The sequence below is a fragment of the Enterococcus dongliensis genome, from assembly GCF_031927985.1.
Classification (GTDB): Bacteria; Bacillota; Bacilli; order Lactobacillales; family Enterococcaceae; genus Enterococcus_A; species Enterococcus_A dongliensis.
The window spans coordinates 34083-60305 of the sequence record NZ_JARPZC010000002.1 but is presented as its reverse complement, the minus strand read 5'-3'; the positions used below and the strand labels follow the sequence as shown (position 1 = coordinate 60305).

General features: G+C 38.7%; 27 protein-coding genes. 1 reads left to right on the top strand and 26 read right to left on the bottom strand.

All coding sequences use genetic code 11. The features are described 5' to 3' along the window. Positions 1-27: 27 nt before the first annotated feature. From galU to P7D84_RS01775, 25 genes are all read right to left on the bottom strand, one after another. Positions 28-921, bottom strand: coding sequence for a UTP--glucose-1-phosphate uridylyltransferase GalU (gene galU, locus P7D84_RS01895; protein ID WP_137603992.1), 894 nt, complete (start codon positions 919-921; stop codon positions 28-30). 19 nt (positions 922-940) lie between these two features. After that, a complete protein-coding gene (locus P7D84_RS01890) occupies positions 941-1960 on the bottom strand; it encodes an NAD(P)H-dependent glycerol-3-phosphate dehydrogenase (RefSeq protein WP_137603993.1) in 1020 nt (339 codons plus the stop codon). A gap of 137 nt (positions 1961-2097) precedes the next feature. Continuing rightward, positions 2098-2928: a prolipoprotein diacylglyceryl transferase gene (gene lgt / locus P7D84_RS01885; protein ID WP_311804815.1), complete on the bottom strand. Its 831-nt coding sequence runs from the start codon at positions 2926-2928 to the stop codon at positions 2098-2100. Position 2929: 1 nt separating this feature from the next. Further along, positions 2930-3865: an HPr(Ser) kinase/phosphatase gene (gene hprK / locus P7D84_RS01880; RefSeq protein WP_137603995.1), complete on the bottom strand. Its 936-nt coding sequence runs from the start codon at positions 3863-3865 to the stop codon at positions 2930-2932. A gap of 217 nt (positions 3866-4082) precedes the next feature. Next, positions 4083-4445, bottom strand: a complete 363-nt coding sequence (locus P7D84_RS01875; RefSeq protein WP_137603996.1) for a phage holin family protein — start codon at positions 4443-4445, stop codon at positions 4083-4085. Continuing rightward, the gene (locus P7D84_RS01870; protein ID WP_137603997.1) at positions 4445-4762 is read right to left on the bottom strand and encodes a PspC domain-containing protein; all 318 of its coding nucleotides are present in this window, start codon (positions 4760-4762) and stop codon (positions 4445-4447) included. The genes P7D84_RS01875 and P7D84_RS01870 overlap by 1 nt, the downstream gene beginning before the upstream one ends. Positions 4763-4786: 24 nt before the next feature. Further along, positions 4787-6331, bottom strand: coding sequence for a daptomycin-sensing surface protein LiaX (gene liaX, locus P7D84_RS01865; protein ID WP_311804814.1), 1545 nt, complete (start codon positions 6329-6331; stop codon positions 4787-4789). Between the two features lie 207 nt (positions 6332-6538). Then, a complete protein-coding gene (phoU, locus tag P7D84_RS01860; RefSeq protein ID WP_311804813.1) occupies positions 6539-7216 on the bottom strand; it encodes a phosphate signaling complex protein PhoU in 678 nt (225 codons plus the stop codon). A 100-nt stretch (positions 7217-7316) separates the two neighbouring features. After that, entirely contained in the window at positions 7317-8072 is a 756-nt protein-coding gene (gene pstB, locus P7D84_RS01855; RefSeq protein ID WP_137604000.1) for a phosphate ABC transporter ATP-binding protein PstB, read from the bottom strand. A 17-nt stretch (positions 8073-8089) separates the two neighbouring features. Then, positions 8090-8890, bottom strand: coding sequence for a phosphate ABC transporter ATP-binding protein PstB (gene pstB / locus P7D84_RS01850; RefSeq protein ID WP_137604001.1), 801 nt, complete (start codon positions 8888-8890; stop codon positions 8090-8092). 124 nt (positions 8891-9014) lie between these two features. After that, a complete protein-coding gene (gene pstA / locus P7D84_RS01845) occupies positions 9015-9902 on the bottom strand; it encodes a phosphate ABC transporter permease PstA (protein ID WP_137604002.1) in 888 nt (295 codons plus the stop codon). After that, a complete protein-coding gene (gene pstC / locus P7D84_RS01840) occupies positions 9895-10827 on the bottom strand; it encodes a phosphate ABC transporter permease subunit PstC (protein WP_137604003.1) in 933 nt (310 codons plus the stop codon). The genes pstA and pstC overlap by 8 nt, the downstream gene beginning before the upstream one ends. A 165-nt stretch (positions 10828-10992) precedes the next feature. After that, positions 10993-11952: a helix-turn-helix domain-containing protein gene (locus P7D84_RS01835; protein ID WP_311804812.1), complete on the bottom strand. Its 960-nt coding sequence runs from the start codon at positions 11950-11952 to the stop codon at positions 10993-10995. Positions 11953-12285: 333 nt separating this feature from the next. Further along, a complete protein-coding gene (locus tag P7D84_RS01830) occupies positions 12286-13134 on the bottom strand; it encodes a phosphate ABC transporter substrate-binding protein PstS (RefSeq protein WP_311804811.1) in 849 nt (282 codons plus the stop codon). Between the two features lie 76 nt (positions 13135-13210). Continuing rightward, positions 13211-14659: a cardiolipin synthase gene (gene cls, locus P7D84_RS01825; protein WP_137604006.1), complete on the bottom strand. Its 1449-nt coding sequence runs from the start codon at positions 14657-14659 to the stop codon at positions 13211-13213. 51 nt (positions 14660-14710) lie between these two features. Further along, positions 14711-15157, bottom strand: coding sequence for a GNAT family N-acetyltransferase (locus tag P7D84_RS01820; protein ID WP_137604007.1), 447 nt, complete (start codon positions 15155-15157; stop codon positions 14711-14713). A gap of 34 nt (positions 15158-15191) precedes the next feature. Then, positions 15192-15512 (bottom strand): DMT family transporter, encoded by a 321-nt coding sequence (locus tag P7D84_RS01815; RefSeq protein ID WP_137604072.1) that lies wholly within the window; start codon positions 15510-15512, stop codon positions 15192-15194. A gap of 347 nt (positions 15513-15859) precedes the next feature. Continuing rightward, complete coding sequence (ftsX, locus tag P7D84_RS01810; protein WP_137604073.1) at positions 15860-16744, bottom strand: permease-like cell division protein FtsX; 885 nt, start codon at positions 16742-16744, stop codon at positions 15860-15862. Beyond that, positions 16737-17426 carry a cell division ATP-binding protein FtsE gene (gene ftsE, locus P7D84_RS01805; protein WP_137604008.1) on the bottom strand — a complete coding sequence of 230 codons (690 nt, stop codon included), beginning with the start codon at positions 17424-17426 and terminating at the stop codon, positions 16737-16739. Before ftsE ends, ftsX begins: the two co-directional genes overlap by 8 nt. A 97-nt stretch (positions 17427-17523) precedes the next feature. Then, a protein-coding gene (gene prfB, locus P7D84_RS01800; protein WP_311804810.1) for a peptide chain release factor 2 occupies positions 17524-18634 on the bottom strand; the annotation gives its coding sequence in 2 pieces (ribosomal slippage) (positions 17524-18561 and positions 18563-18634; 1110 coding nt in all). 150 nt (positions 18635-18784) lie between these two features. Continuing rightward, the gene (secA, locus tag P7D84_RS01795; protein WP_137604010.1) at positions 18785-21316 is read right to left on the bottom strand and encodes a preprotein translocase subunit SecA; all 2532 of its coding nucleotides are present in this window, start codon (positions 21314-21316) and stop codon (positions 18785-18787) included. Between the two features lie 214 nt (positions 21317-21530). Further along, positions 21531-22076 carry a ribosome hibernation-promoting factor, HPF/YfiA family gene (hpf, locus tag P7D84_RS01790; protein WP_137604011.1) on the bottom strand — a complete coding sequence of 182 codons (546 nt, stop codon included), beginning with the start codon at positions 22074-22076 and terminating at the stop codon, positions 21531-21533. A gap of 140 nt (positions 22077-22216) precedes the next feature. After that, the gene (locus tag P7D84_RS01785) at positions 22217-22882 is read right to left on the bottom strand and encodes a ComF family protein (protein ID WP_311804809.1); all 666 of its coding nucleotides are present in this window, start codon (positions 22880-22882) and stop codon (positions 22217-22219) included. Further along, entirely contained in the window at positions 22872-24176 is a 1305-nt protein-coding gene (locus P7D84_RS01780) for a DEAD/DEAH box helicase (protein WP_311804808.1), read from the bottom strand. The genes P7D84_RS01785 and P7D84_RS01780 overlap by 11 nt, the downstream gene beginning before the upstream one ends. Positions 24177-24277: 101 nt before the next feature. Beyond that, positions 24278-24571: a DUF7662 domain-containing protein gene (locus tag P7D84_RS01775; RefSeq protein WP_376716906.1), complete on the bottom strand. Its 294-nt coding sequence runs from the start codon at positions 24569-24571 to the stop codon at positions 24278-24280. Between the two features lie 95 nt (positions 24572-24666). Between P7D84_RS01775 and P7D84_RS01770 the strand changes: the two genes are divergently transcribed. Continuing rightward, complete coding sequence (locus tag P7D84_RS01770; protein ID WP_311804807.1) at positions 24667-25305, top strand: YigZ family protein; 639 nt, start codon at positions 24667-24669, stop codon at positions 25303-25305. Between the two features lie 9 nt (positions 25306-25314). On the opposite strand, the gene P7D84_RS01765 is transcribed toward P7D84_RS01770, so the two are convergent. Beyond that, on the bottom strand, positions 25315-26019 hold the full coding sequence (locus tag P7D84_RS01765; protein WP_137604015.1) for a GntR family transcriptional regulator: 705 nt from the start codon (positions 26017-26019) through the stop codon (positions 25315-25317). Positions 26020-26223: the final 204 nt, after the last annotated feature.

Genomic DNA, 26223 nt, shown 5'->3' with positions numbered 1-26223 from the left:
ACGCAGAAATCAATCTGCGCTTTTATATTATTTTTTTACTTTGTTTTGTCCGCTTAATTCTTTGCCTAAAGCAATGATATAATCCTGTAATTTATCTTTGATCTCTGGATGTTTCAAGCCGTATTCAATGCTAGTTGTCATGAAACCAAATTTATCGCCTACATCGAATCGTTTTCCATTGAACTCATGAGCAAAAACTCGTTGTGTTTTATTTAATGTATCGATTGCATCTGTTAATTGAATCTCATTTCCAGCACCTGGTTTTTGTGTAGCCAAAACGTCGAAGATTTCAGGAGTCAATAAGTAACGACCAATGATCGCTAAATTACTTGGTGCTTCTTTAGGTTTTGGTTTTTCTACAAAATTTTTCACGTTGAACAAGCCTTTAGCGACTTCTTCACCTGGATTGATGATTCCATATTTTGACGTTTCATCTTCTGGTACACGCATCACAGCAATCGTTGAGGCATGAGTTTGCTCGTAATCGTTCATCAATTGTTTCGTTAATGGCACTCGATCTTCCATCAAGTCATCCCCTAGCATGACTACAAAAGGTTCATTTCCAACAAATGCACGAGCTTGTAGCACGGCATGTCCCAAACCTTTAGGGTGTGATTGACGGATAAAGTGTAAATTCACATCGGTTGTTTCTTCAACTAATTTCAATAAATCTGTTTTGCCTTTTTCTTTTAGATTCATTTCTAATTCGATATTGGCATCAAAATGATCCTCAATCGGACGTTTTGCTTTTCCTGTCACGATCAAAATATCTTCGATTCCAGAATTCAATGCTTCTTCCACGATAAATTGGATTGTTGGTTTATCAACAATCGGCAGCATTTCTTTAGCCATCGCTTTAGTGGCTGGCAAAAATCTTGTTCCCAACCCAGCGGCTGGAATGACTGCTTTTTTTACTCGCATGACTCTTATCCCACACTTTCTATTCTAAAGTAAATTCATTTTCAAACGTACCTTCACGCATCATCAAATCGCGACAAGCTTGCCGGACGTCTTTATCATTGTATAACACATCATAGATTGTCTCAGTAATCGGCATACTGACATTTAATCGATCAGCTAACTCTTTTGCTGCCTTTGTCGTTGAGACACCCTCAACAATCATGCCCATATTGTCTAAAACTTCGTCTAATTTATGGCCCTTGCCTAAAAGATTCCCAGCACGCCAGTTTCGTGAATGGACTGATGTACATGTTACGATCAAATCGCCAACACCACTTAAACCGATAAAAGTCAGTGGATTTGCTCCCATCGCTACACCTAATCGGCTGATTTCTGCTAATCCTCGTGTCATGATGGCAGCTTTCGCATCGTCACCATAAGAAAGACCATGTAAAGCGCCTGCACCTAAAGCGATGATATTTTTTAATGCCGCACCAGTTTCAACACCAATGACATCTGTATTGGTATAGATTCTTAAATATTCATTCATGAATAATTTTTGTACATAAGTTGCTAAGGTCTCATCTTCACTAGCTGCTGTAATCGTTGTGATATCATGCACTGCTACTTCTTCCGCATGACTAGGTCCTGATAAAACAACGACTCCTTGACGATGCTCTTGAGGAATTTCTTCTGTTAGAATTTCTGAGATACGTTTGTGGGTTTCTTGCTCTAGTCCCTTACTTGCATGGATGATTACAGGACTGTTTTCAACCACTTGGGCAAATTCTTGAGCAACCAACCGAACAGCCTTCGTTGGGATGACAAATAAAACAGCATCTGCATCTTTGACTGCACGTTCCAAACTTTTTTCTCCTCGAATACTTTCGGGGATTTTCAAGTCTGGCAAGTAATGTCGATTAGTATGATAAGTATTGATCTCATCAATTTGTGCTTGGTTATTTCCCCAAAGTCTTACTTCATGACCATTTTCAGCTAAAACTTGTGCTAAAGCGGTCCCCCAAGACCCCGGGCCTAAAACTGCTACTTTTTGTTTCACTGAGTGTTCCTCCTAGTTTACGTCTCATCTATACGCTTCAATTCTCCAAATAATTGGTAGAATCAGCCACTTTAATCATGTGATTGGTTTTTCGAACCTTCTTCTTTATCATAACACAGGCTGTTAACAACTCAGGCTTAAATTAAAGCTTGATTAATTCCTTTATCACGTTCATATAACTTAATATTCGTACTTTTTTTACGACGGTAATACAACAGAACAAGCCCGCCAACAAAAAGAAGCAACGACAATAATTGTGATACGCGAATCCCACCAAATAAGTAGAGACTATCCGTTCGCATTCCTTCAATAAAGAAGCGACCAAAACTATACCACGTCACATATCCTAAAAATAGTTCCCCACGTTTGGTGGTCCCATTTTTCCTAATAAATAAAATTAAGACAAATCCGATGAGACTCCATAGTGATTCATAAAGAAATGTCGGCTGACGGAATGCGCCATCAATATACATATTGTTAATAATAAATTGTGGCAAATGTAAATTTTCTAAAAAGCGGCGTGTCGTCTCCCCGCCATAGGCTTCATGGTTCATAAAATTCCCCCATCGGCCCATAGCTTGCGCTAACATCACACCTGGTGAGACCACGTCTAGAAACAACCACGGATCAATAAAATGATAACGTGTATAAATAATCAAAACAATTACAGCAGCGATCAAGCCGCCATAGATAGCTAATCCGCCATTGCGAATATTAAAAATCTGAACTGGATCAGCCAAATACGGCTCCAAATCAAATAAAACATAATATAAACGTGCTCCGATAATTGCAATCGGTAATGCCCAAAGAATGAAATTGGTCATATCATCTTCTTTTAGACCCACTCTTAATGCCTCTCGAGTGGACAGCCATAAAGCTAGGGCAATGCCTGAAACAATAATGATCGCGTACCAATAGATTTGTAGACCAAACAAGTCAAAGGCCACACGATTTACTTGTGCTAACATATTACTGGCCCGAATTTTCTTCGATTAATTGGGTCAAGCGATTCTCAAAGGTCTTCGTCGCATCATACCCCATCGTACGTGCCCGGAAATTCATCGCCGCAACTTCGATGATGATTGCGACATTTCGACCAGTTTTTACTGGGATTTTTACTTGAGGTATCTTTACTTCAGCAATCTCAACTTCCGTATTGCCGCTTCCTAAGCGATCGTATTTTTTATCTTTCGACCAGCTTTCCAAATAGACTACCAATTGGACCGGCATCGAACCACGAACAGCGCTTGCACCAAAGAGATTCATCACATCGATAATACCGATTCCACGAATTTCAATCAAATGTTGTAAAATTTTAGGCGGTTCCCCCACCAAAGTCAACTCATCTTGTTGATAGACATCGACACGGTCGTCTGCGATCAGCCGATGTCCACGCTTGACCAGTTCCAAAGCCGTTTCACTTTTACCGATGCCGCTATCTCCTTGAATCAATACGCCTAACCCATAAACATCTACCAACACGCCATGAACACTAGTCCGCGGTGCTAAGCCGCCATTTAAAAAGCTGGAAATCTCGCCTAATAAACGTGAGGTAGAAATTGGTGAACTCAGTACTGGGATATTTCGCTCACTCGCAGCTGTAATCATTTCTTTAGGTGGTGTTAATCCTCGAGACACGATAAATGCAGGAGTATCATCGCTGCACATCCGCCGCAAAACCATCAACCGTTCTTCCGGCATCATACGTTCTGCAAAGGTGATTTCTTTATTTCCAAAAAGTTGCAAACGGTCATGAGAATAGTAATTAAAATAACCCGTCAATTCCAATCCCGGACGAGAAATATCACCAGTAGTGATGATTCGTGTAAGACTTTCCTCATCACCAGTTACTACTTCCAATGAAAGTTTATCAACTAACTCTTTTACTCTAATTGTTTCAGCCATATAATCCCTCTTTTCTACGCTTCTGCTTTATTTTATCATTTTATCCACAGAGTGACTAGGCTCAGGCAACCTTCTCCAATAAGAATCAAAAAAGTGAGTGTTGAACTGATCAATGAAAGTAAAAATGATTTTGCTTAGTATCCCTGATTTCATCTAAAATTTTGATTTATTTACAATAAACCAAAAGATCCTGCCTATAAAAAAACGGATAGGTTATTTACCTATCCGCGTATTTATCGATATTGTGCTCTGAAACGATCGCATTGATGATCGCCATCACAACTGCTACTAGAATCGAAACAGTGAAACTAGAGAAACCAAAGCGATAATTTCCTAATAAGTTAGAAGTCAATTGCAACATACCAGCGCTGATCACAAAGCTAAACAGTCCAAGTGTCAAAATATTCAACGGCAGTGAAAGCAAGATCAAGATCGGTTTCACTAATGTATTCAAGATTGAGAGAACAAAGCTTGCGGCAATAGCCATCACCAGACTTTCCACATAAATATGCTCGGGGAAGAGCACAGATAGTGAAATAAAAATCAGTGCATTAGCTATCAAACGCTGTAAGTATGTCATTAAAAGTCGCTCCAGTCGTCATCGTCAATTTTATCCGCTTTTTTACGTTGGCGGGATGTCTTCTTCTCATAGTTGTTGTAGTCATTATTTCCATAATAGGGATTGTTATGGCCATAAGAATCCCGACCTCTTGGGTTGGCGGGAATCACTAATGCTAACAAGATGTATAATACGATCGGCGCACCGATCAAACCGAAACTTAAGAAAACATAAATCACACGAACGATCGTTGGATCAATACCAAAGTACTCGGCGATCCCGGCTAAGGTACCTGTCAGTACCACATTTGTTCGTGACTTTTGTAATCTTTTTCGCATATGAATCTTCCTTCCTTAGTATTCTTAATTATCAAAATCTTTCAAGAAAATACTTCCTGTCGTTGTTGACACATCGATTTTTGCCATTTTATCTGACACTCGACGGAATTGCAACAAGCGATTCGTTTTTTCTTTCTTTTCTCTGATCACTTCATAATCTGACAGACGGTCATTGATACTACCTAGATTCGTCTTAGCTAGACCTTCAAGACCAATCGTTTTATTCAAGGATACTTTAACATTCCCATTAACAGAACTAGCTTTGATTTTTTGCAAATTATCATGACCTGCAGTTATTTTCACATCACCATTGACTAATGAAATACCATAATTTTGAATTGCTGCTTTAGTTGCGATACTGCCGTTGACCGTTTCAATGATGGAGTCTAAAATCTCTCCTTCACGAATCTCGATGTTGCCGTTGACTCCTTGAATCTCAAGCATCGTAGCATTGATCTGTTTAAAGCTGATATTGCCGTTTGTTGATTTGGCATAAACATCTTTAGCATCCATTTTTTCCACATTCAAATCACCATTTAGTAATTTTACCGCTACATGATCATAGGTGCGTTTTGGCAAGTAGAAAACTAATTCTGCTTGGACCCGTTTATTTGGAATCTGGAATGAGATATGTTCATCATTCACTTCGATTTGACTGCGTTCTAGTAAAGATTGGAGTGGTGTTGCCTCATTCATTTTACCATAAAGTTTGATTTTCGCATCTACTTTAATCGCCGCATCATCCCACGTTTTTAAGATGACTTTCCCATTGGCTAATTTGATATCTAGCAATGTCGGTTCAACATCGGTGTATAAGAATTGGTGTTCAAATTTAGAAGTCACTAGGCCTGGAACCTTGACGTTGAAGTCTTTCCAATCAACATTTTCTTCAACTGTATCAGAAACTGTCTTCAATGTTTTTTTCATCAATCGACCTAATTGAATTCCTGCTTCGCCTAATTTTTCACCCACTTGCGAGAATGTTTCACTCGCTTGATCTTTCAAATCATCCGGTATATCAAAACGTGCTCGATTGCGTTCTTTACGAGTGTCGTTTTGATTGGATTGGACATTTTTTAATTCTTCTTCTTGTTCGCGTGCTTGGTCATCCAAGTCAGCAAGTTGTTCTTTCAAACCGGTAACTTCAGCTTCCACGCTCTCACGAATCGCTTCGTCTTCTTCTGACAATGTATCTAATTCTTCTTTTGTATCTAATTCCATCAGAATTTCTTCTTTTTCATGAAGTACCGCATGCAATTCTTTTTTCTTTTGATTGATCTCATCGATATGTACTGAGATCTGATTCGCTTCTGTTGCTAAATCATCGAAATATGCTTCAAGGTCTTCCAAGTCCTGTTCTTCGGACCTTGAGTCTTCATCAGTCTCTGTTTCCCATTCATCGACTAAATTTGTTGCTTGGTCGCGATGGTAAGAATCTACTTTATCTGCTGCTTGTTTAATCTGTGCTTCATCTTTTGCCTTTGCCATACTTTCTAATAAATCTAAACCTTCTTCAGTGGATAGGATACCTTTTTTAACTAATTCTAAAATTCGTTGTCTTTCATTCATAGAAATTGCCTCCTTCAAAAAGCAAATAGCTTACTTTTGTTTACATTCATATTATGCAATGTTTCTGAGTATTTGTCATAGGACTAAAGACCCATCTTTTTATCCGACTTCATAAAGAGTCTCTTCTCCGATTCAGTCTGCCATTTTAAAATATCCATATAATTAGTTTAGAAAACGCCAGCTAGAATAATCCAGCTGGCGTTTTTTTTAAAAGGTCTCATTGCGATTGCTGTTAAGTTCTGTGATCTTGCCTGTTGCTAAGTAAACAATCCATTCACAAATATTGGTCACGTAATCACCTACGCGTTCTAAATAACCTGCAACGTGCAGATAATCCGTTCCGCTGATGATTGTCTCTGAGTCTTTTTCCATTTTATTCGTAGTCATATCATAAATTTTTTGGAAATAATCATTGACGCGCTCATCCATTTTTGCAATCATGCGAGCATCTTTTTCATCAGTCTTCACATAGGCAATCAAAACATTGTCTACCATTTTTTTAACATAGTTGGACATCTCGTTGATTTCTTTTTCGACTTCTAAAATTCGCGGCAGTCCCTTTAAACGAATGGTTGATTTAGCAACAGATACTGCATGATCTCCCATCCGTTCTAAGTCTGAACTAGCTTTCATAATCGTGATGATTGTGCGTAGATCTGTTGTGACTGGTTGTTGCAACGCGATCATTTCAAAACTTTTTTTCTCTAGGCGGACTTCCATGTCATTGATCTCGATATCGTGATCGATAACCTCTTGCGCTATTTTTTTGTCATGGTCAATGTATGAACGAACTGATTTATGCACCGCACTTGAAACCATCATACCCATTTCATAAAACTGATTGTGAAGATTCAACAGTTCTTCTTCAAATTGTGTACGTAACATCGTTGCCCTCCTTATAGTAATATAGTTATCTTCTTGATAAAAAGATCTGGCTGCTCACCAGAATAATCCATCAAGTAGACGAGATCTGCTCGTGGGTATCTTAGCCGAATTTTCCTGAGATATAATCTTCGGTCTCTTGTTTTGCTGGAGCTAAGAAAATTTTCTTCGTTTGATCAAATTCGATCAATTCTCCTTGTAAGAAAAAGGCCGTTCGATCGGAAATCCGTGAAGCTTGAGACATATTATGCGTTACGATGATGATTGTATAATTTTCTTTTAGTTCCAACAACATATTCTCGATCTTACCTGTTGATACAGGATCTAATGCGCTTGTTGGTTCATCCATTAAGATCACTTCAGGATTTACTGCCAACACCCGTGCGATACACACCCGCTGTTGCTGTCCACCAGACAGTGATAAGGCACTTTCATGCAATTTGTCTTTCACATCATCCCAGACCGAAGCAGCTTTCAAACTTTCTTCCACTACTTGATCCAGTTTATTTTTATCCTTTTCACCTTTTAATTTTAACCCATAAATGACATTTTCGTAAATTGAAAAGGGAAAGGGATTCGGTTGTTGGAAAACCATACCAATTTCTTTACGCAAGTTAACGGTATCTGTCTTAGGGCTGTAGATATCTTTGCCTTTATACATGACACTCCCGGTGATGGTCACACCAGGAATCAAATCATTCATTCGGTTCAATGATCGTAAATACGTTGATTTTCCACAACCAGAAGGGCCAATCATCGCCGTGATCTCCCCTTTTTCAATTTCCATATCAATGCCTTTTAAAGCTTCTTTTTTACCATAATATAAATGAAGGTCTTTGGAAGTAATAATCTTCGACATTCAATTTCCTCCGTCTCTTAACCAAAATGTCCTGATACATAATCTTCCGTCGCTTGGATTTTCGGCCGCGTAAAGATTTTTGCTGTCTCGTCATACTCAATGACGTGTCCTAAGTAAAAGAAGGCGGTGTAATCACTGATTCGAGCAGCTTGTTGCATATTGTGTGTCACGATAATGATTGTATAATTTTCTTTCAATTGAACCAATGTTTCTTCCACCGTACCAGTCGAAATCGGATCCAACGCACTGGCGGGTTCATCGAGTAATAAAATATCTGGTTTCATTGCGATTGCTCGTGCGATACATAAGCGCTGTTGTTGTCCACCAGAAAGAGCCAACGCACTTTTATCTAAGTTATCTTTCACTTGATCCCACAAAGCCGCTTGCTTCAAACTTGTTTCAACGACTTCCTCTAATTGCTGCTTATCACGCATTCCATGCTGTTTCAATGCAAAAGTAATATTGTCGCGAATCGATTTGCTAAAAGGATTGGGGCGTTGGAACACCATACCGATTCGTTTACGCATCTCATAGACATCAATGTTTGACGCATTAACATCTACATCTTTATACATGATCTTCCCATTGACTCGAGCACTTGCAATTCCATCATTCATCCGGTTTAGCGAACGTAGATATGTTGATTTTCCACAACCAGAAGGGCCAATCAACGCAGTGATTTTATTTTTCTCAAATTCTAAATCGACGCCTTTAATGGCTTCATTGTCTCCATAAAAAACGTGTAGATCTTCTGTATGCAACGCGATTTCACCAGGCATAGTGATCACGTTGCGTTCATCCCAATTGTATTCTTTCATTGAATTGCTCCTAATTTGTCTCAAAGTATCCATTAAAAAAATGGATCAACTGTCATCTAGTCACTCATTTGGCATTTTTTTTAATTGTAAAAATTATAGTTCTTATTTATTATTCGTCCATTTACTAAGTTGACGTCATTTTTTTATGCAATCGATTGCCGAGAGCTCGTGCACCAAAGTTAAACAATAAAACTGCTAAAATCAAAACAGCCGATGCACCAGCAGAAACAGCATTGCCATCTGGCATCGTTCCTTCTGTGTTGATTTTCCAAATATGAACTGCTAACGTTTCAGCTTGTCGGAAAATACTTAACGGGCTCGACACACTCAACGGGTTGAGATTTGTGAAGTCCAAAGCTGGTGCACTTTGTCCAGCCGTATAAATCAAGGCAGCTGCTTCACCAAAAATCCGCCCAGAACTCAAAATCACACCAGTCAAGATTCCTGGTAAAGCATCGGGAACAACGATTTTAGTGACTGTTTCCCAACGTGATAGACCCAAAGCTAATCCTGCTTCACGCTGTGTATAATGAATCGCTCGCAGTGATTCTTCAATGTTTCGGGTCAACAGAGGCAAATTGAATAAGGTCAGTGCCAAGGCACCAGAAAGAATTGAAAAACCATAACCAAACTGGATAACTAAAATTAAGAATCCGAATAAACCTACAACAACTGAAGGTAACGAACTTAAAATCTCAATCGAGGTGCGGATCAGATTCGTCAGCCAATTTTTCTTTGCGTATTCCGATAAATAAATACCAGCCCCTAATGAGATCGGTAAGCTGATGATCATCGTGATCACCAATAGATAAATAGAATTGAATAATTGAATCCCGATCCCGCCACCTTCTTGGTAAGCTTTTGATGGCGAAGTTAGAAATTCCCAAGAGACATGCGGCAACCCACGAATCAAAATATAAAGTAATAGAAAAGCTAATATCGCAACGATCAAGCCAGAAATCGTATAAAGAATACCTGTTGCGATCTTATCTGCGCGTTTTGCTTTATCCATTCGTAATGTCTCCTTTCTTTCCGATATAGCGAATCAAGATATTAAAGACTAGCGACATGAACAATAGAATTAAGGCTAATGACCATAAGACATTATTTTCTACTGTTCCCATGATCGTATTTCCGATTCCCATCGTCAAAATCGAAGTTAACGTTGATGCTGGTGTTGTTAAGCTTGTTGGAATTAGTGCCGCATTTCCGATTACCATTTGAATCGCTAATGCTTCACCAAAAGCACGAGCCATCCCAAATACCACAGCTGTTAAAATTCCCGGAACAGCCGCACGCAACACCACTTTATAGATTGTTTGCCAGCGTGTTCCGCCTAATGCCAATGATGCTTCACGATAATGACGTGGCACTGATTTTAATGTGTCGACTGTCATCGTCGTAACTGTCGGTAAAATCATGACAAATAATACAAATGTTCCGGATAAAATCCCAAAACCAGTTCCGCCAAAAATGGATCGAATAAACGGAACAATCACAGATAATCCAATAAATCCATACACAACTGAAGGAATTCCTACCAGTAATTCAATGACTGGCTGTAAAAACTTTTGACCTTTCGTTGGAGAAATTTCTGTCATAAAAACTGCCGCACCAATCGCAAAAGGCGTTGCTACGATAGCTGATAAAAAAGTCACCATAAATGAACCTAAGATCATTGGCAATGCGCCGACTAGCGGCTTGCCATCTGGTCCAGTCGCGCTAGGATTCCACACTGTCCCAAATAAAAAATCAAATACATTGATCCTATCTACAAAAAAGGTTGATAATCCTTTACTTGCTACAAAGTAGAAAATCGCTCCTACGACGAATACAATCAACGCAATACAAATGAAACTGACAAAACGTCCTCGCTGTTCGATCCGTGCACGTTTTGATTTCGTTGTAAGTGCTCTTTTTACATCTTCATTATCCAAGGCCTACTCCTCCTGATTCCTTCTAACTAAATCCATTCGGTTTTAATAACCAACAAACTTATTTTACTTGTTTAAAATCAATTTCCTTTTAACCTCGTGTAACGCTTCCATGACAATTGTAAAGAACGTGTAAATCAGAGAACTATTACTCACTCTGTTTGATTCTTATTTTTTTACAAATAAATTGACCAATGCAACCACTATGCCATAAAAGACTCCGCCGATTGGCCAAACAATCCAACTGATTTGCCAGTTTCCTGTTAAAAAGCTATATGTTAAATAAAGACCAGTCAAAAGTAGCCAATAAACCGTCGCGACTTCTTCTAAAACAGAGGAACGTTTTTTCGCTTTTTGACTGTATTCGCCTTCTTGTAGTAATTTCAATAAACTTTCCCAACGAATTCCATTGATGATAAAGATCACCACAGAAAAAGTCACCATTACCAACAACAGACAGACTGCTGCAACTTTGTAAAAATCATTTTCAGAAAAAAAACTAAGAAATAGAGGAATCGTACTTAAAAGACATAAACAAGTTGAAAGAATGTTGTTACGCGTGTAGCGGCTAGAGTAATTCTTTTTTTGTTCATCTGCCATCTTTGTCACACGCTGTTCCGCCTCAAAAAATTCATCATTTAAATAAGCAAAGGGCGCCGTTTTTGAACCGCTATAAATAAATAATGCCACCGCTGGTGTAACCAAGCCGACCAATAGTAATAAGCCTAGTCCAACTGCCTGATTTTCTGATAGGATTGTATCACCTGCACTTAAAAGCATCAACCCAATCGGAGACAATATACAAAATGCTACGCCTAAAGCGATCCATCTAGCCGTTTTTTCTTTGATAGTCAAAAATGCTTGTGCTTCTTCCAAAGTGACTTTTCGAATAGAATCTATTTTATTTTCTGGACGCTCCCCTGACTCGTTCCAATCATCTTTAAGAAGATAATCGGTACTGACCCCAAATAGTTCGGATAATCGTATGATTTTCTTAATATCTGGAATTACTTGGGCGTTCTCCCATTCTAAAATAGATTGAAGTGGGACATTCACTAACTCCGCCAATTCTGCTTGTGTCCAACCCTTTTTCTTTCGTTCTTGTATGATTTTATCTGCTAGTTTCATATTTCTCACCTCTCGTTTTGATTGTTCTTTCTATCATTGAACTTTGGGAAAAATAAGTAACTTCTTTCAAAAAAGTATTTTTTTATCACCCGGTCATCGCAACACCTTTTGACAATTTTTATGACCATGCATTTGATTTATTTATGTCTAGTAAATGCTAAAATAGGGACAAACTATAGCGGATTGCTCAATCATCAATCAAAACTATCTTATCCTAAAAGTATAACTAGCTTTGATCCAAAAAGCTGTTATTCTGCTCATTTGCTAAACTGCTGATTATAAAAAAAGGTTATGACCTTTAAGGTCATAACCTTTTTACTATTGATCCAATAGTTATTTAATTTGATTTCCTTGCCAATCCCGTTCTACTTTCATATCTGAGATCGGAATATAGCCAAGTTGGGGAACAACTTTTCCTTGAACGTCTTCTGATAACATGTAGTCAAGAAAATCTTTGACTAATTCAGTTGGTTGTCCTTTCGTGTACATATGCTCATATGCCCAGATTTTCCACTGATTAGTCGTCACATTTTCGTCAGTTGGTTCGACATTATCGACATTCAATGTTTGAACATCTTTGGTCACATAAGAAAATGCGGTATAACTGATTGCACCTGGCGTATCGGAAACGATTTGGCGAACCATGCCGCTTGAATCTTGTTCTTGGGCTCGAATCGCTGTTTTTCCATCTAAGACCCACTGTTCAAAAGTTGAACGCGTCCCGCTACCGGTCGCACGATTTAAAATCACAATCGCCTGGTCTTTTCCGCCAACTTCTTTCCAGTTCTTGATTTCACCTAAAAAGATTTTACGCAAATTCTCTAATGAAATATTCGTCACACCAACACTCTTATTAACGATTGGCGTAATACCGACAACTGCAACTTTGTGATCGACCAATTTATTTGCATCAATCCCATTTTTTTCTTCAGCAAATAAATCTGAGTTACCAATCTCAACTGCACCTGATTGGACTTGACTTAATCCAGTACCACTGCCGCCACCTTGTACATTGATAAATCTGCCGGGGTTTTTACTTTGATATTCTTCAGCTACAGTCTCAACTAATGGCTGCAATGCAGAGGAACCGACAGCTGTGATCGATTCACCACGATCAATCCATTTTGAACAGCCTGACAATAATAAAAGCGTTCCTAATAGGGGAATTAACCATTTTTTCATGAAAAATCTCCTTAATCATTTCATTCAACAAGCTAGTTCATTTTATACTATCAAACCATGAAAGCGCAAATGATTTTTATAAGAGCGGGGAAATTAACCGAGCGATTCCTTCTTTAAATTTAATGACCGTCCCACGTTGATCATATTTTTCTTGGGACAAAAGATCTGATTTATTCGAATCTTTATGAAATTCCGCCCGCAGTTTTTCTGCAAACTTCGCATCATAAATAATCGTATTTACTTCAAAATCAAGTTTGAATGAACGAACATCGATATTAGCAGAACCTACCGAAGCGATTCCTGCATCAATCACCATCGTTTTTGCATGGATAAATCCATTTTCATACGTTTCGATAATTGCACCATATTCCAATAATTCCGCAGCAAATGAATATGTTGCCCAATAAACTAAGAGGTGATCTGGTTTGTTCGGTATCTGCATTCGAACCTTTACTCCCGAAAGCAGCGCCAACTTCAACGCTTCATGAATCGATGCATCTGGAATATAATACGGCGTCTGGATCAAAATCTCTTTCTTGGCTAAATTAATCATTTTTAAGTAGGTTAATTTGATTTGCTCGTGTTCATTATCAGGACCGCTGCTGACAATCTGTAACGCTAGATTTCCTTCCGAAGAAATCTCAGGAAAATAATCTGGCTGATAAACCAATTCATATTTTTGCTGTGAATTCCAATCCATCAAGAAACGATTCTGTAACGTATAAACTGCTTGTCCACGGATTCGCAGATGATTGTCTCGCCAATAGCCGAATTTTTTGACTAGACCAAGATATTCATCTCCCACATTGAACCCGCCAGTATAACCAATCTCACCATCTATCACAACGATTTTTCGATGATTGCGATAATTCATTCGTGGATTCAAGTAAGGTAAAAATAATGGGAAGAAAAATACGACTTCGCCGCCTGCTTCGATTAAAGGCGCTAAAAATCGACGATTGACTTGTGTAGATCCCCACGCATCCAACAATAGTCTGACTTTGACACCTCTAGCAGCAGCAGCTACTAGTGCTTCTCTCATTTCAAGGCCCAACGCATCTGCACGATAAATATAATATTCCATATGAATGTGGTATTTAGCCTGCCGAATGTCTTCAATCAATGCATCAAATTTCTCGCGTCCATCAGTATAAAGAATCACTTCGTTATCTGTCGTATACAGCGAACTTTCAAACATCGTCAACATGTAGATCAATTGTCTAGGATCGACTTGGTTGGTCGTCGGTTTAGGAAACAGACCTCGCGCCAACGCTCGCTGCTGTTGCTGGACTTCGACATTCATTCCAATCTTCGTCTGCATTTTCAAATCAAAAATGCGTTCCTTAGAAATCCCCTTACCAAAAAAAATATACAAAATAAAGCCGAGAACCGGGATGAACGTCAATACTAGCAACCAGGCCCACGTATTGACTGTATCCTTTCGCTCTCGAAAAACAATAATAAATGATAAAATTGTGTTGATACTTAAAAAAAACAACCCTAAGTGCTCTGTCACAAAAGACATGCTTCTACACCCCTTCTACTAAAGGATAGCTGAGACGGAGCCGAATGTAAACTAGCTATCTGACTGATTGACAGCTTTTGGTAAGCACATCTCAATATGAGGGATTCCATCTTCTAAATATACTTCAGAGTTTGATTTAAAACCAAACGAACGGTAAAAATCAACTAAATAGGCTTGCGCCGAAATTTTAATCGGATAGTTTGGATAACGTCTTTCGATTTCTTTTAAGGTTTTTGCCACAATTTTTCGTCCTAATTGATGCCCGCGAAACTTCTTTACAACTAGAACTCTTCCAAAATGAATCTCATCATCTGTTGCTAAGATACGGGTATAGGCTTGTAATTCTCCCTTTTCTTCTAACCATACATGTACTGCCTGGCGATCTGCTTCATCAACTTCTTGATACGGACAATGTTGTTCTACTACAAAAACTTCCGTACGTGCCTGAAAAATTGTTATTAATTCCTGTGTGGTCAATTCATCGGTTGATTTGATCATACGATCCTCCTAAATTTTTACTATTAATTATTTTTTAATGTCCACTCGTAACTTTGATCCCAATGATCCCTACAATCAAAAGGGCAACAAAAAAACTAGTCAGAAGTGACAGGTGGTCTTTAAAAAAGAAGACACCAATCAAAATAGAGCCGACTGCACCAATCCCTGTCCAAATCGGATACGCCAGACTCATCGGCAATGAATGCAACGATTTTGCTAAAAAATAAAAACTCGCAATCATTCCGATTACCGTTAAAAGAGAATAGTTCCATTTACTGAACCCCTCACTTAACTTCATCATCGTTGCCCAAAACATTTCAAATATACCTGCGACAACTAAAAATATCCATGCTATCATCTTTATACTCCTCCTTGATTTTTTCATCAACTACAGACACCTCCGCCATCTTTAAAACAACGGAGTCTTTTATCAATAAAACGTAGAACAACAAAAAAAGGGCGTCCAATTTCTTCAAAGACCTAACGAAATTGGCTCCCTTGCTCGGCAGCAGATGATTCAATTACTTGCTATTCTAGAACTTTTTTTCAAAAAGGGCAAGTCGATTTCATGAATTATGAGCACTGTTTAAAGTAACTAGCAAAATAAAAATCATTACTTTTAACAACTATGTAAGAACAGATGTTATTTTTAAAAACTTTTCTTTAATAAAAAAAATCTCCGAAAAATTTCGGAGAAGTTTTTTAAATCTTTAGGAAACGACGCATAGAAATAACTGAACCGATAGATCCAATCAGATAGCCGCCAACTGCCATGATAATATCTAGAATCCATACGATTTGGCTTGGACGTAATAAAGCTAGATTTGATTGCAACAAATACGGTGCCGCTAACCCATAAACTTGTGAGTACCCATAAGTTAGAATCAAAATCGGTACAATCGATCCAATCAAACCAATCCACCCGCCTTCAAGGAAGAACGGCCAACGAATATAGCCATTTTTCGCACCAACAAGACGCATAATCTGAATCTCGGTTTTGCGTGAAATGATTGTGATCCGAATAGTGTTTGAAATCAAGAAAATCGCTACAAAAACTAATAACGCTGCCGCTGCTAAGCCCCAAGTTCGAACAACTTTCGACATTTGGATGATTCGGTCGGCAGAATTTCCACCGTAATTTGCTCGGAAGACGTTTGTCAGTTGACTAGCTTCTCGTGTTACCGGACGAATATATTCCGCATCTGTTGCTTTTACGACATAGACATCGTAAAGCGGGTTACTGTCCCCTTCAAATAAATCCCAAGCCTCGCCCATTTGTTTTTGTAATTTCTTCAATTGTTCTTGTTTGCTTGAGAAAGTCACTTCATCTACATGATTAATTTCTTGTAATTCAGATTTCAATTTCTTTAATTCTTTGTTTTTGGTGCCGATGTCGACAAAAACCGTCACCTCGACATTTCCTTCAACATCTTGAGCTAGTTTTGTTGCATTCATGATTACAGCTAAGAAAATCCCTGCCATCGTCAATGTGATTGTCACCGCACTAACAGATGCTAAAGTCATCCAGCCATTACGTTTGACACTTTTGACACTCTCTAATAAGTGCCGGAAGAAATTTCTAATCATCAAACTCATATTCTCCTTCCGCTTCATCCCGAACGATCAGCCCATTTTCAATCGCGATCAAGCGATGGCGCATGGTATCTACGATCGTTTTATTATGTGTGGCCATTACGATCGTGGTTCCTTGATTATTAATTCGTTCTAATAACTTCATGATTTCCCATGAAGTATCTGGGTCTAGATTTCCCGTTGGTTCATCAGCAATCAATACTTTGGGTGTATTGACAATTGCACGTGCAATCGATACTCGCTGTTGTTCTCCGCCAGATAATTCACTCGGAAAAACACGGACCTTGTGTTTCAATCCTACTAAATCTAATACTTCCATAACTCGTTTTTTGATTTCTCGTGGTTTACGGCCAATTACTTGCATCGCATAGGCGACATTTTCATAAACAGTCTTGCGAGGCAATAATTTGAAATCTTGGAAAACAACACCAATATCACGGCGCAAATAAGGAACTTCCTTATTTTTTATTTTCAATAGATCATGGTTTACAACTTCTAATTTTTTCCCAGAAGTTGCTTTTTCTTCGCGATACATCAATTTGATAAAAGTAGATTTTCCGCTACCTGAAGGACCAACGACATAGACGAACTCGCCTTGTTTGATGTGGACGGAAATTCCACGTACAGCAGTTGTCTTATTAGGATATTTTTTTGTTACATCCTGCATTTCAATCATGCTTATCTCTCCAAATCCTCTTAAATTCTTTGTTATTATAGCATGCCAACATTGCAACTGGCTTTCATTACTTTACAATTTGATTTCATTTTAACACTTAGGCATCTTGTGCCAAGCGCCATTTCAAATAAGCATCAATAAAAGGATCTAATTCACCATCCATTACGGCTTGGACATTTCCCGTTTCATAATCGGTACGATGATCTTTCACCATCGTGTATGGATGAAAAACATAGGAGCGAATTTGTGAACCCCATCCGATTTCTTTTTGTTCGCCTCGTAAAGCCGCCGCTTCACGTTCTTTTTTCTCAATCTCTAGTTGATACAACTTGGCCTTCAACGTTTGCATCGCAGTCTCACGATTATGAAATTGCGAACGTTGTGCTTGGCTGGCAACAACTGTCCCAGTAGGCAAATGCGTGATACGCACCGCTGAAGAAGTTTTATTGATGTGTTGGCCGCCAGCTCCACTGGCACGATAAACATCTACCTTTAGATCATCTGGATTGATCTCGACTTCAATATTTTCATCAAGTTCAGGCATAACTTCCACGGAACAAAATGAAGTATGGCGTCGATTTGCTGAATCAAAAGGAGAAATGCGTACCAAACGATGCACGCCTTTTTCTGATTTCAAGTACCCATATGCATTAATTCCTTTGATCATAAGTGTCACACTTTTGATCCCCGCCTCGTCACCTGATTGATAATCAATCGTCTCGACAGAAAAACCATGCTGCTCCGCCCAACGTGTATACATCCTTAACAACAGCGAACCCCAATCTTGTGATTCAGTCCCGCCAGCTCCCGGATGCAATTCCACGATGGCATTATTTTTATCATAAGGATCGTCTAACAACAAGGACAATTCAAAACTAGCCACTTTTTCTTGCAAGTGTCTTAAACGTTCTTCCAACTCCGTTTGCAATTCAGCATCAAATTCTTCTTGCTGCATTTCCCACATAACCGTTAATTCCTCGGTCTCATTAGCAATCTCTTGAAATTGATCATAAGTTTCTTTTATCGCATTGTTCCGATTAATCAAATTCTGGGCTTTTTCTGAATCATCCCAAAAATCAGGTGCAGTCATTTGATTCTCTGCTTCGGCGATGTCTTCTTCTAATTGCTCTAGGTCAAAGAGACCCCCTGAAGCTTACGACTTGTTCTTCCATCGTATTTAGTAAATTTTGTATTTCCGCGTTTTCCAAATCTTTTCCTTCTTTCTGATCGACAACTCTTTCTACTACTCTATCAACGAATCATTTCAAAATTCATGATAACTCATAAACTGTAAAAGACTGGCAAAAGACGAGACATAATAACTATGCCCCGTCCGTTCATTTTTTCTCACAAAAAAATTATTGTTCCTTACCATGACAGTTTTTATATTTTTTCCCACTGCCGCATGGGCATGGATCATTGCGTCCGACTTTTTCAACATGGACTGGTTTTTGTTTCGTGTGGGTCAAATTCTTCGGATCACCATCTGCTTCGACCGGATGTTCTTGTTGATTTTGTGCAACTTGTTCCCGCTGAACATTTTGACGAATCTCTGCTTTCATGAAGAGACGTGTCACTTCAAATTCAATCGCACCGACCATGTCCTCAAACATCTTATAACCTTCTGTTTGATATTCAACAAGTGGATTGTTTTGTCCATATGCCCGCAAGCCGACTGATTGACGTAATTGATCCATCGCATCGATATGATCAGTCCATTTTGTGTCAACGACCCGCAAAATCACAACTTTTTCAAATTCCAATAATTGTTCTGGACTTTGTAATTGTGAGACTTTTGTATCAAACACTTCTTTGGCGCGATCATACAAATAGTCTTTGATTTCTTGGGCTGTCTTGCCTTCAAAATCAGTTTTTGAAATAGATTCTTCATGCACCAAAGTTGAACCGGCAAAATCCGCCAACGCTTCAAGATTCCAATTTTCTTTTTCTAATTGAGTATGACTGTCAACAACACGTGAAATCGTCCGACGTACCATATTCAATAAATTCGGTGTCAAATCTTTTTCACCCATGATGACATCTTGCCGTTGTTTATAAATCACTTCTCGTTGTTCACGCATAACATCATCGTATTGCAAAACATTTTTACGTGTATCATAGTTGTTTCCTTCCACTCGTTTTTGAGCAGATTCTACTTGACGAGTCAGCATTTTACTTTGAATCACAGCATCTTCGTCTTCTACTTTCATACGATCCAAGAACGCTTTGATTCGTTCAGAACCAAATCGTTTCATTAAATCATCTTCAAGTGACAGATAAAATTGCGAAACACCAGGATCTCCTTGACGACCTGAACGACCGCGGAGCTGATTATCGATTCGACGTGATTCGTGACGTTCTGTACCGATGACAGCTAATCCGCCTAACTCAACAACTCCCAGACCCAACTTGATATCCGTTCCTCGACCAGCCATATTGGTGGCGATCGTAACTGAGCCTTTTTGCCCAGCATTCATGATAATCTCCGCTTCTTTAAAATGATTTTTCGCATTTAAGATCTCATGAGGGACTTTTTCGTGATCCAATAAGTTTGAAAGCAACTCAGATGTTTCAACCGCTACTGTACCAACTAAAATTGGTTGTCCCTTACGATGGCGTTCTTTGATGTCTTGGACCACCGCGTGGAATTTACTTTCCAATGTTGGGTATAATAAATCTGAATGATCTTCTCGAATGACTGGACGATTTGTTGGGATTTGAATAACTTCGATATTGTAGATTTCACGAAATTCTTCTTCTTCTGTTTTTGCTGTACCAGTCATCCCAGCTAATTTTTTATACATCCGGAAATAGTTTTGGAAGGTAATAGTCGCCATCGTCTTGGTCTCATCTTCAATTTCTACGCCTTCTTTTGCTTCAATTGCTTGATGCAATCCATCAGAATAACGACGGCCATCCATAATCCGTCCAGTAAACTGGTCAACAATCAAAACTTTTCCTTCTTGAACTACGTAATCAATGTCGCGAATCATAATAAATGTTGCTCGCAAGGCTTGATCCAAGTGATGAGTTAATGCCGTATTATCTAAATCATATAGATTTTCTAAGCCGAAGTTCTCTTCGGCTTTTTCGATTCCTTGTTCCGTCAAACCAATTGTTTTTGATTGGATGTCGATTTTGAAATCTTCTTCTTCTTTCAGACGCTTCACAAAATTGTTCGTCCGCGTATACAATGCTGTAGACTTCTCTGCCGCACCAGAAATAATCAACGGTGTCCGAGCTTCATCGATCAAGATCGAATCGACTTCATCGACGATTGCGTAATTTAAAGGACGTTGGACCATTTGACTTTGGTAAACTACCATGTTGTCCCGTAAGTAATCAAAACCTAATTCATTATTTGTACTATAAGTGATGTCACAATTATAAGCTTCACGTTTTTCATCTGCTGTCTTTGAATTAATATTCAAGCCTACACTTAATCCTAAAAAGTTATATAGATCGCCCATTTCATTTGAGTCACGCGTTGCCAAATATTCGTTGACTGTAACTACATGGACTCCTTCACCAGTTAAAGCATTCAGATAAACCGGCATCGTTGCCGTCAATGTTTTTCCTTCACCAGTTTTCATTTCTGGGATGTTGCCATCGTGTAAAACGATCCCCCCCATTAATTGAACGTGGTATGGATACAGTCCTAAGACTCTTTTTGCAGCTTCACGAACTACTGCAAATGCTTCTGGCAATAATTCATCTAGCGTTTCGCCGGCTTGATAGCGAGCTTTAAATTCATCGGTCTTGCCGCGCAATTGTTCATCTGACAATGCTTCCATGGCGCTAGCATATTCTTCAATTTTGTCAGCAATCCCGCTCAATCGTTTCAATTCTTTTTTATCGTTTTCAATCATTCGTCTCAGAAAGTTTGCCATTCGTTTATCTTACTCCTTTATTTCTTATCATTTTCTATTTTTTGATAGAAACCCGCTAGTATATTTTAGCATTAGTCGTTGAGAAAAGAAACTTCTCGTATCAAATAAAGGGCGACTTATACAATGATTAACCATTTTTAGACTTTTTTAACTGCTGAAAGTTCCAAAACACCAAATAAAAAACCTTCCAACAGTAGTTGGAAGGTTTTTGCTATCAATCAGTTTCAATTAACCCATATTTTCCGTCTTTACGGCGATAAACAATACTTGTGCCATTTGTTTCAGCATCTTCAAAGATGAAGAAATTATGTCCTAGCATGTTCATTTGTAAAACGGCTTCTTCGCTACCCATTGGTTTCAAGGATAAGCGTTTTGTACGAACGATTTCTAATTCAGATTCTTCTGAATCTTCCGCGTTCACTAGCACGTCTACTTCACGTTCAGGTACGCCAGTTTCACGAGCTTTACGATTAATTTTTGTTTTAAATTTGCGGATTTGACGTTCTAATTTATCCACAACCAAATCAATACTTGCATATAAATCTGGTGAAGTTTCTTCCGCCCGAAGAACCAAGTAAGGTAATGGAATCGTTACTTCAACTTTTGCCGTTTTTTCTGTATAAACTTTTAAATTGACATAAGCAGTTGCATCCGGAACATCAGTGAAGTAGCGTTCTAATTTGCCTACTTTCTTTTCAACGTAGCTGCGGATAGCTTCGGTAACTTCGATGTTTTCCCCACGAACATTATATTTGAACATACGTATTGCCCCTTTCGTCTTGCCAACTGAAGATAGGAGGAAGGACCACTCTTACCTCTTCTTCTTATCTCTATTATAGCGAAATCTCATTCTTTTGCAAAGTAAATCGCTATCAATTTTACAAGCAAAAACAAAGCATTTTACCGAGCAAAAGTCAAGCTTTTCACCGTTTCCGCTCCATTTTTATACAATAATTCTGCCCCATGAAACAAGGTTCTTCCCGTCGTGTACACGTCATCTACTAATAAAACTTTTTGATTTTTAATTTTTTCACTTGTCACAGCTAACAAGAAGGGCTGCTCCATCAACAAACGCTCAGTTCGCGTTTTTTCTGATTGCGGTGATAACTCTTTTCGTTTTAATAACGGGGCAAAAGAAACCTTCGTTAATTCTAAACAACCACTAACTTGATTAAACCCCCGCTGCTCAAATCGTTCTTTGGATAATGGCAACGGGCAGATCAGGTAGGTTCGATATATTTTTAGCAATTGTTCAAGTTCTGTCACAAACGCTCCTCGCAATCGATAATCGCCTGTAAACTTATATGCTTTGATCCACTGGCGAAAACCTTCATCATACTGATACAAACTTTTATTATTTAAAACAAAGCCTAATTTTTGCTGCCATATATGGCAATCTTGACACAATTTCGGTGTATTTCCACGCCCGCAACCAGGACAAGCTGTCTTTTGGTCGATTTTAGTAAATTGTTTCTCACAATGATAACACCTTAGAGATGTCGAAAAAAACAATTCACGTAAAGTCAAATTGCGGATCAATTCTTTTTGGCAACAACTACACTTCATCGATCAATCCCAAAGATAGTGCTTTTTGATTATTTTCTTTGATTTCATTGATTGCGGCTTTGATCGGAGCTGTCAGTTCACTTGTGATAAAAATGACTTCAGCGTTGGTGTACTTCCCTTTGCGATCAGCTCGCCTAGCCATTTGGACTAAAGCTGCTTTACTATAGATCTGATGTGATGCCTGTAATACGATAACGGATACCTTTTCAAAAGTAACTCCCCGCTCTAAAATCGTAGTAGTCAAAAGCAAATGATACTTCCCCGCCCGCATCTGTTCGACTTTGAGAAGGCGTTCTTGATCTTTTGAAAAAACAGTTGTTAATTTTACTTGCGGAAATGATTTTTGAATACTGTTTGCTATCATTTGCAGCAAGGAGACACTCGGACAAAAAAGTAATACATTATTTTTTTCCAACAACAATCTAAGGTGTGCTATGACTTTCCTCGGCAAACACCTTTTATGTAAATACTTTTCTAAATGCCAAGAAAATAATACTTTGGGGACAGGCAGACTGCGCCGATGATAGCGCGCTGGTAAATAATACAAACAATCGACCGTCTTTTTTAACTGTTCATCAGGTGTCGCGCTCAAATACACGCGCTTGCCGGTTGTTTTTAGCGACCGAACTGCCGCGCGATGCAATAACGGATCTTTTGCATAAGGAAACGCGTCCACTTCATCAATAATCACTAAATCAAAATAGCTGTGATACCGTAAAAGTTGATGTACGGTACACACAACGAAAACATCTCCAGCATCTTGACGTTTTTGTCCATGATAGAGACTGATTTTTTCTTGCGGAAATGCTTGGTAAAAACGAAGAAAAACTTCGTTACAAACATCTATTCGAGGAGAAGTAAGAGCGATTTTCCTCCCTCGTTCCAGGGAATTTTTTAATAATGGAAATAAGATTTCTGTTTTTCCTGCTCCGGTTACAGCCCAAAGCAAAAATGTCTGAGCTTTTAGTTGATCTTGGAGCAGGCACTCAGCGATTTTCCCTTGTGCAGCAGATAATTCGCCTTTCCAAATGAGTGTTACTTTTCTAGTAGACAGCTTTCTTACTGGAAAATAGTAGAGAAATGAACGACTGTCTATTCGGCCTAATGCTAAACAAGCCGGACAGTAGAAAAAGCCAGCTGGCACTTTTTCAGCAGATAGCTCCCCGCAACGCTGACATAACCAGCTATTTCCTGATTTCACCATTGCTGGTATCTTTTTAGCCTGACCTAGATCCATCTGGGGATAAAAAACTTCCCACTCTTTTTTTAATAATCGCTGACCAATAATTTCCATACACCTGCCTCCTTTAAAAAAAAATACGCAATACACAAAAAAAAGCACCGCTAATAAGCCGTACTTTTTCATCTTTAGTTATCTAAATAATTTTGGTCTTACTAAATCAACCAACTTGATTTCACTAATTTGTTGAAGACCACATATTCTTTTTCAAGGTTGACCTGAACGACCTCATAATTTGCATTCAACCAACCGTAAGCACCTTTTTCTGGATGACGATAATCATTTGCCCACCAGTCTAGATCCTGACGAGCAGTCTGCGGCAGGCCGCTGCGGGGAAACAATAACTCGTCAAATTGTGTAAAAGTCAGTGTCACTTGTGAGCCATTATTACTTTTTAAATAATGTGTAATCCCATCATATTTTTTGTCCGCGTCACGCTTCTCCCTCACCTTCAAGCAAATTCCTATAAAGAAACATTTAGTTGAAACTCGCCCCACTTTTCTCCTATACTAACAAAGAAGAGAAAATAAAGTGAGGCAAAATCATGCTGCAAAATTATCGTACTATAAAAAAAGATCACCAACATGAAATCGAAATCAAAAAATCCCGTTTCATTTGTTTTTTAAAACGAATCACGTCTGAAGAAGAAGCCAAAGCCTTCATTCAACAAATCAAAAAGGATCATTGGAAAGCCAATCATAATTGCAGTGCCTTTGTCTTAGGGGATCGCAACGAAATCCAACGCTCATCAGATGATGGCGAACCTAGCGGAACTGCCGGTGTTCCTATGCTGGAAGTATTGAAAAAAAATGACTTAATCAATGTTTGTGCTGTTGTTACTCGTTACTTCGGCGGAACCAAACTCGGGGCCGGCGGATTGATTCGTGCTTACTCCGGAGCAGTTTCCCAAGCAATCGCTGAGATCGGTATTGTTGAAGGTCGGCTGCAACAAGAAATTTTTGTCCAATTAGATTATCCGAATTGGGGCAAAATGGAAAATTTCCTCACAAATGCACAAATAGCTGTCAAAGATACTCAATTTACCGATCAGGTCATCGTGACTTGTTTGGTTGATGAAAACCAACGAATTTCTTTTGAAACACAAGTCACTGATTTATTAAATGGCCAAGTTCATTTTGAAACGGGCGAAATGATGTATCATGAACAGATCCAAGAAGCCTAGCCGCTTGGATTATTTTTCTAAGTAAAATTCAAAGCGGCTACCCACGTATTGCGTACGCACATATTCAAATGGACGTCCATCAGCTAGATACGAGATTTGACGCAATCGTAAGATCGCATCACCACGTTTTATTACTAAATATTCAGCAATTTGTTCTGTTGCTAAAATTGCTGAGACAGTTTGATTGGCCGGTCCAATCTCAAAGCCTTTTTCTTGTAAACTATGATAAAAAGATTCTGTGATCTCTTCTTTACTGAATCCTTCAATCAATTTTGCGGGGATACTTGCGACTTCAAAGCAGATCGGCACATCATCTGCATAACGGATACGTTCCATTCGCAGAACTTGTTCCCCTTTTTCTAAACCTAATTTTTCAGCTTCACTTGAGCTAGCCCGTGAATGGAAAAATGAGATCGTTTTACTGGAAGGAACTTTCCCAAGGGATTCCATAATGTCAGTGAAACTTGTCGTGCCACTCATTTTTTCTTGAACTTTTTTACTTGCTACATAAGTACCTGAACCGATTTTACGTTCTAATATTCCTTCGTCAGATAATGTTTGGATTGCTTGACGAAGCGTCATCCGACTGACACCAAAACGTAAGGATAATTCTCGTTCAGAAGGCAGGCGAGCGCCGATCTTCCATACGCCGTTTTCAATTTCATTTTTTAATTGATCATGTATTTGAATATAAACTGGCACTTGATTCGCCACGTTTTTTCACCTCGTTTAATTTTCTTCTATTATAACTGGTATATACCTAATGTACAACAATAACTCTTCTATTATTTTCTACTTTGTTTTTTATTTTCCTTGATAGACCATCTATTGCAAATCAATCAGTTATTCTCATAATGGTTGTCTTTCAAAAATTACTAGAAAAAAAGAGTAGACCATTCTAATTGGTCTACTCTTTCA

Excerpts from the sequence above, each read along its gene's own strand:
- pstB (WP_137604000.1), bottom strand. The coding sequence starts at position 8,072 with ATGTCGAAGATTATTACTTCCAAAGACCTTCATTTATATTATGGTAAA.
- P7D84_RS01785 (WP_311804809.1), bottom strand. The coding sequence starts at position 22,882 with ATGAAGTGTAGTTGTTGCCAAAAAGAATTGATCCGCAATTTGACTTTA.
- P7D84_RS01875 (WP_137603996.1), bottom strand. The coding sequence starts at position 4,445 with ATGACATACTTACAGCGTTTGATAGCTAATGCACTGATTTTTATTTCA.
- secA (WP_137604010.1), bottom strand. The coding sequence starts at position 21,316 with ATGGCAAACTTTCTGAGACGAATGATTGAAAACGATAAAAAAGAATTG.
- pstA (WP_137604002.1), bottom strand. The coding sequence starts at position 9,902 with ATGGATAAAGCAAAACGCGCAGATAAGATCGCAACAGGTATTCTTTAT.
- ftsE (WP_137604008.1), bottom strand. The coding sequence starts at position 17,426 with ATGATTGAAATGCAGGATGTAACAAAAAAATATCCTAATAAGACAACT.
- lgt (WP_311804815.1), bottom strand. The coding sequence starts at position 2,928 with ATGTTAGCACAAGTAAATCGTGTGGCCTTTGACTTGTTTGGTCTACAA.
- hpf (WP_137604011.1), bottom strand. The coding sequence starts at position 22,076 with ATGTTCAAATATAATGTTCGTGGGGAAAACATCGAAGTTACCGAAGCT.
- P7D84_RS01780 (WP_311804808.1), bottom strand. The coding sequence starts at position 24,176 with ATGGAAATTATTGGTCAGCGATTATTAAAAAAAGAGTGGGAAGTTTTT.
- P7D84_RS01830 (WP_311804811.1), bottom strand. The coding sequence starts at position 13,134 with ATGAAAAAATGGTTAATTCCCCTATTAGGAACGCTTTTATTATTGTCA.
- P7D84_RS01835 (WP_311804812.1), bottom strand. The coding sequence starts at position 11,952 with ATGAAACTAGCAGATAAAATCATACAAGAACGAAAGAAAAAGGGTTGG.
- P7D84_RS01870 (WP_137603997.1), bottom strand. The coding sequence starts at position 4,762 with ATGCGAAAAAGATTACAAAAGTCACGAACAAATGTGGTACTGACAGGT.
- liaX (WP_311804814.1), bottom strand. The coding sequence starts at position 6,331 with ATGAATGAAAGACAACGAATTTTAGAATTAGTTAAAAAAGGTATCCTA.
- pstB (WP_137604001.1), bottom strand. The coding sequence starts at position 8,890 with ATGAAAGAATACAATTGGGATGAACGCAACGTGATCACTATGCCTGGT.
- cls (WP_137604006.1), bottom strand. The coding sequence starts at position 14,659 with ATGTCTTTTGTGACAGAGCACTTAGGGTTGTTTTTTTTAAGTATCAAC.
- ftsX (WP_137604073.1), bottom strand. The coding sequence starts at position 16,744 with ATGATTAGAAATTTCTTCCGGCACTTATTAGAGAGTGTCAAAAGTGTC.
- P7D84_RS01820 (WP_137604007.1), bottom strand. The coding sequence starts at position 15,157 with ATGATCAAATCAACCGATGAATTGACCACACAGGAATTAATAACAATT.
- galU (WP_137603992.1), bottom strand. The coding sequence starts at position 921 with ATGCGAGTAAAAAAAGCAGTCATTCCAGCCGCTGGGTTGGGAACAAGA.
- phoU (WP_311804813.1), bottom strand. The coding sequence starts at position 7,216 with ATGTTACGTACACAATTTGAAGAAGAACTGTTGAATCTTCACAATCAG.
- hprK (WP_137603995.1), bottom strand. The coding sequence starts at position 3,865 with ATGGCTGAAACAATTAGAGTAAAAGAGTTAGTTGATAAACTTTCATTG.
- P7D84_RS01770 (WP_311804807.1), top strand. The coding sequence starts at position 24,667 with ATGCTGCAAAATTATCGTACTATAAAAAAAGATCACCAACATGAAATC.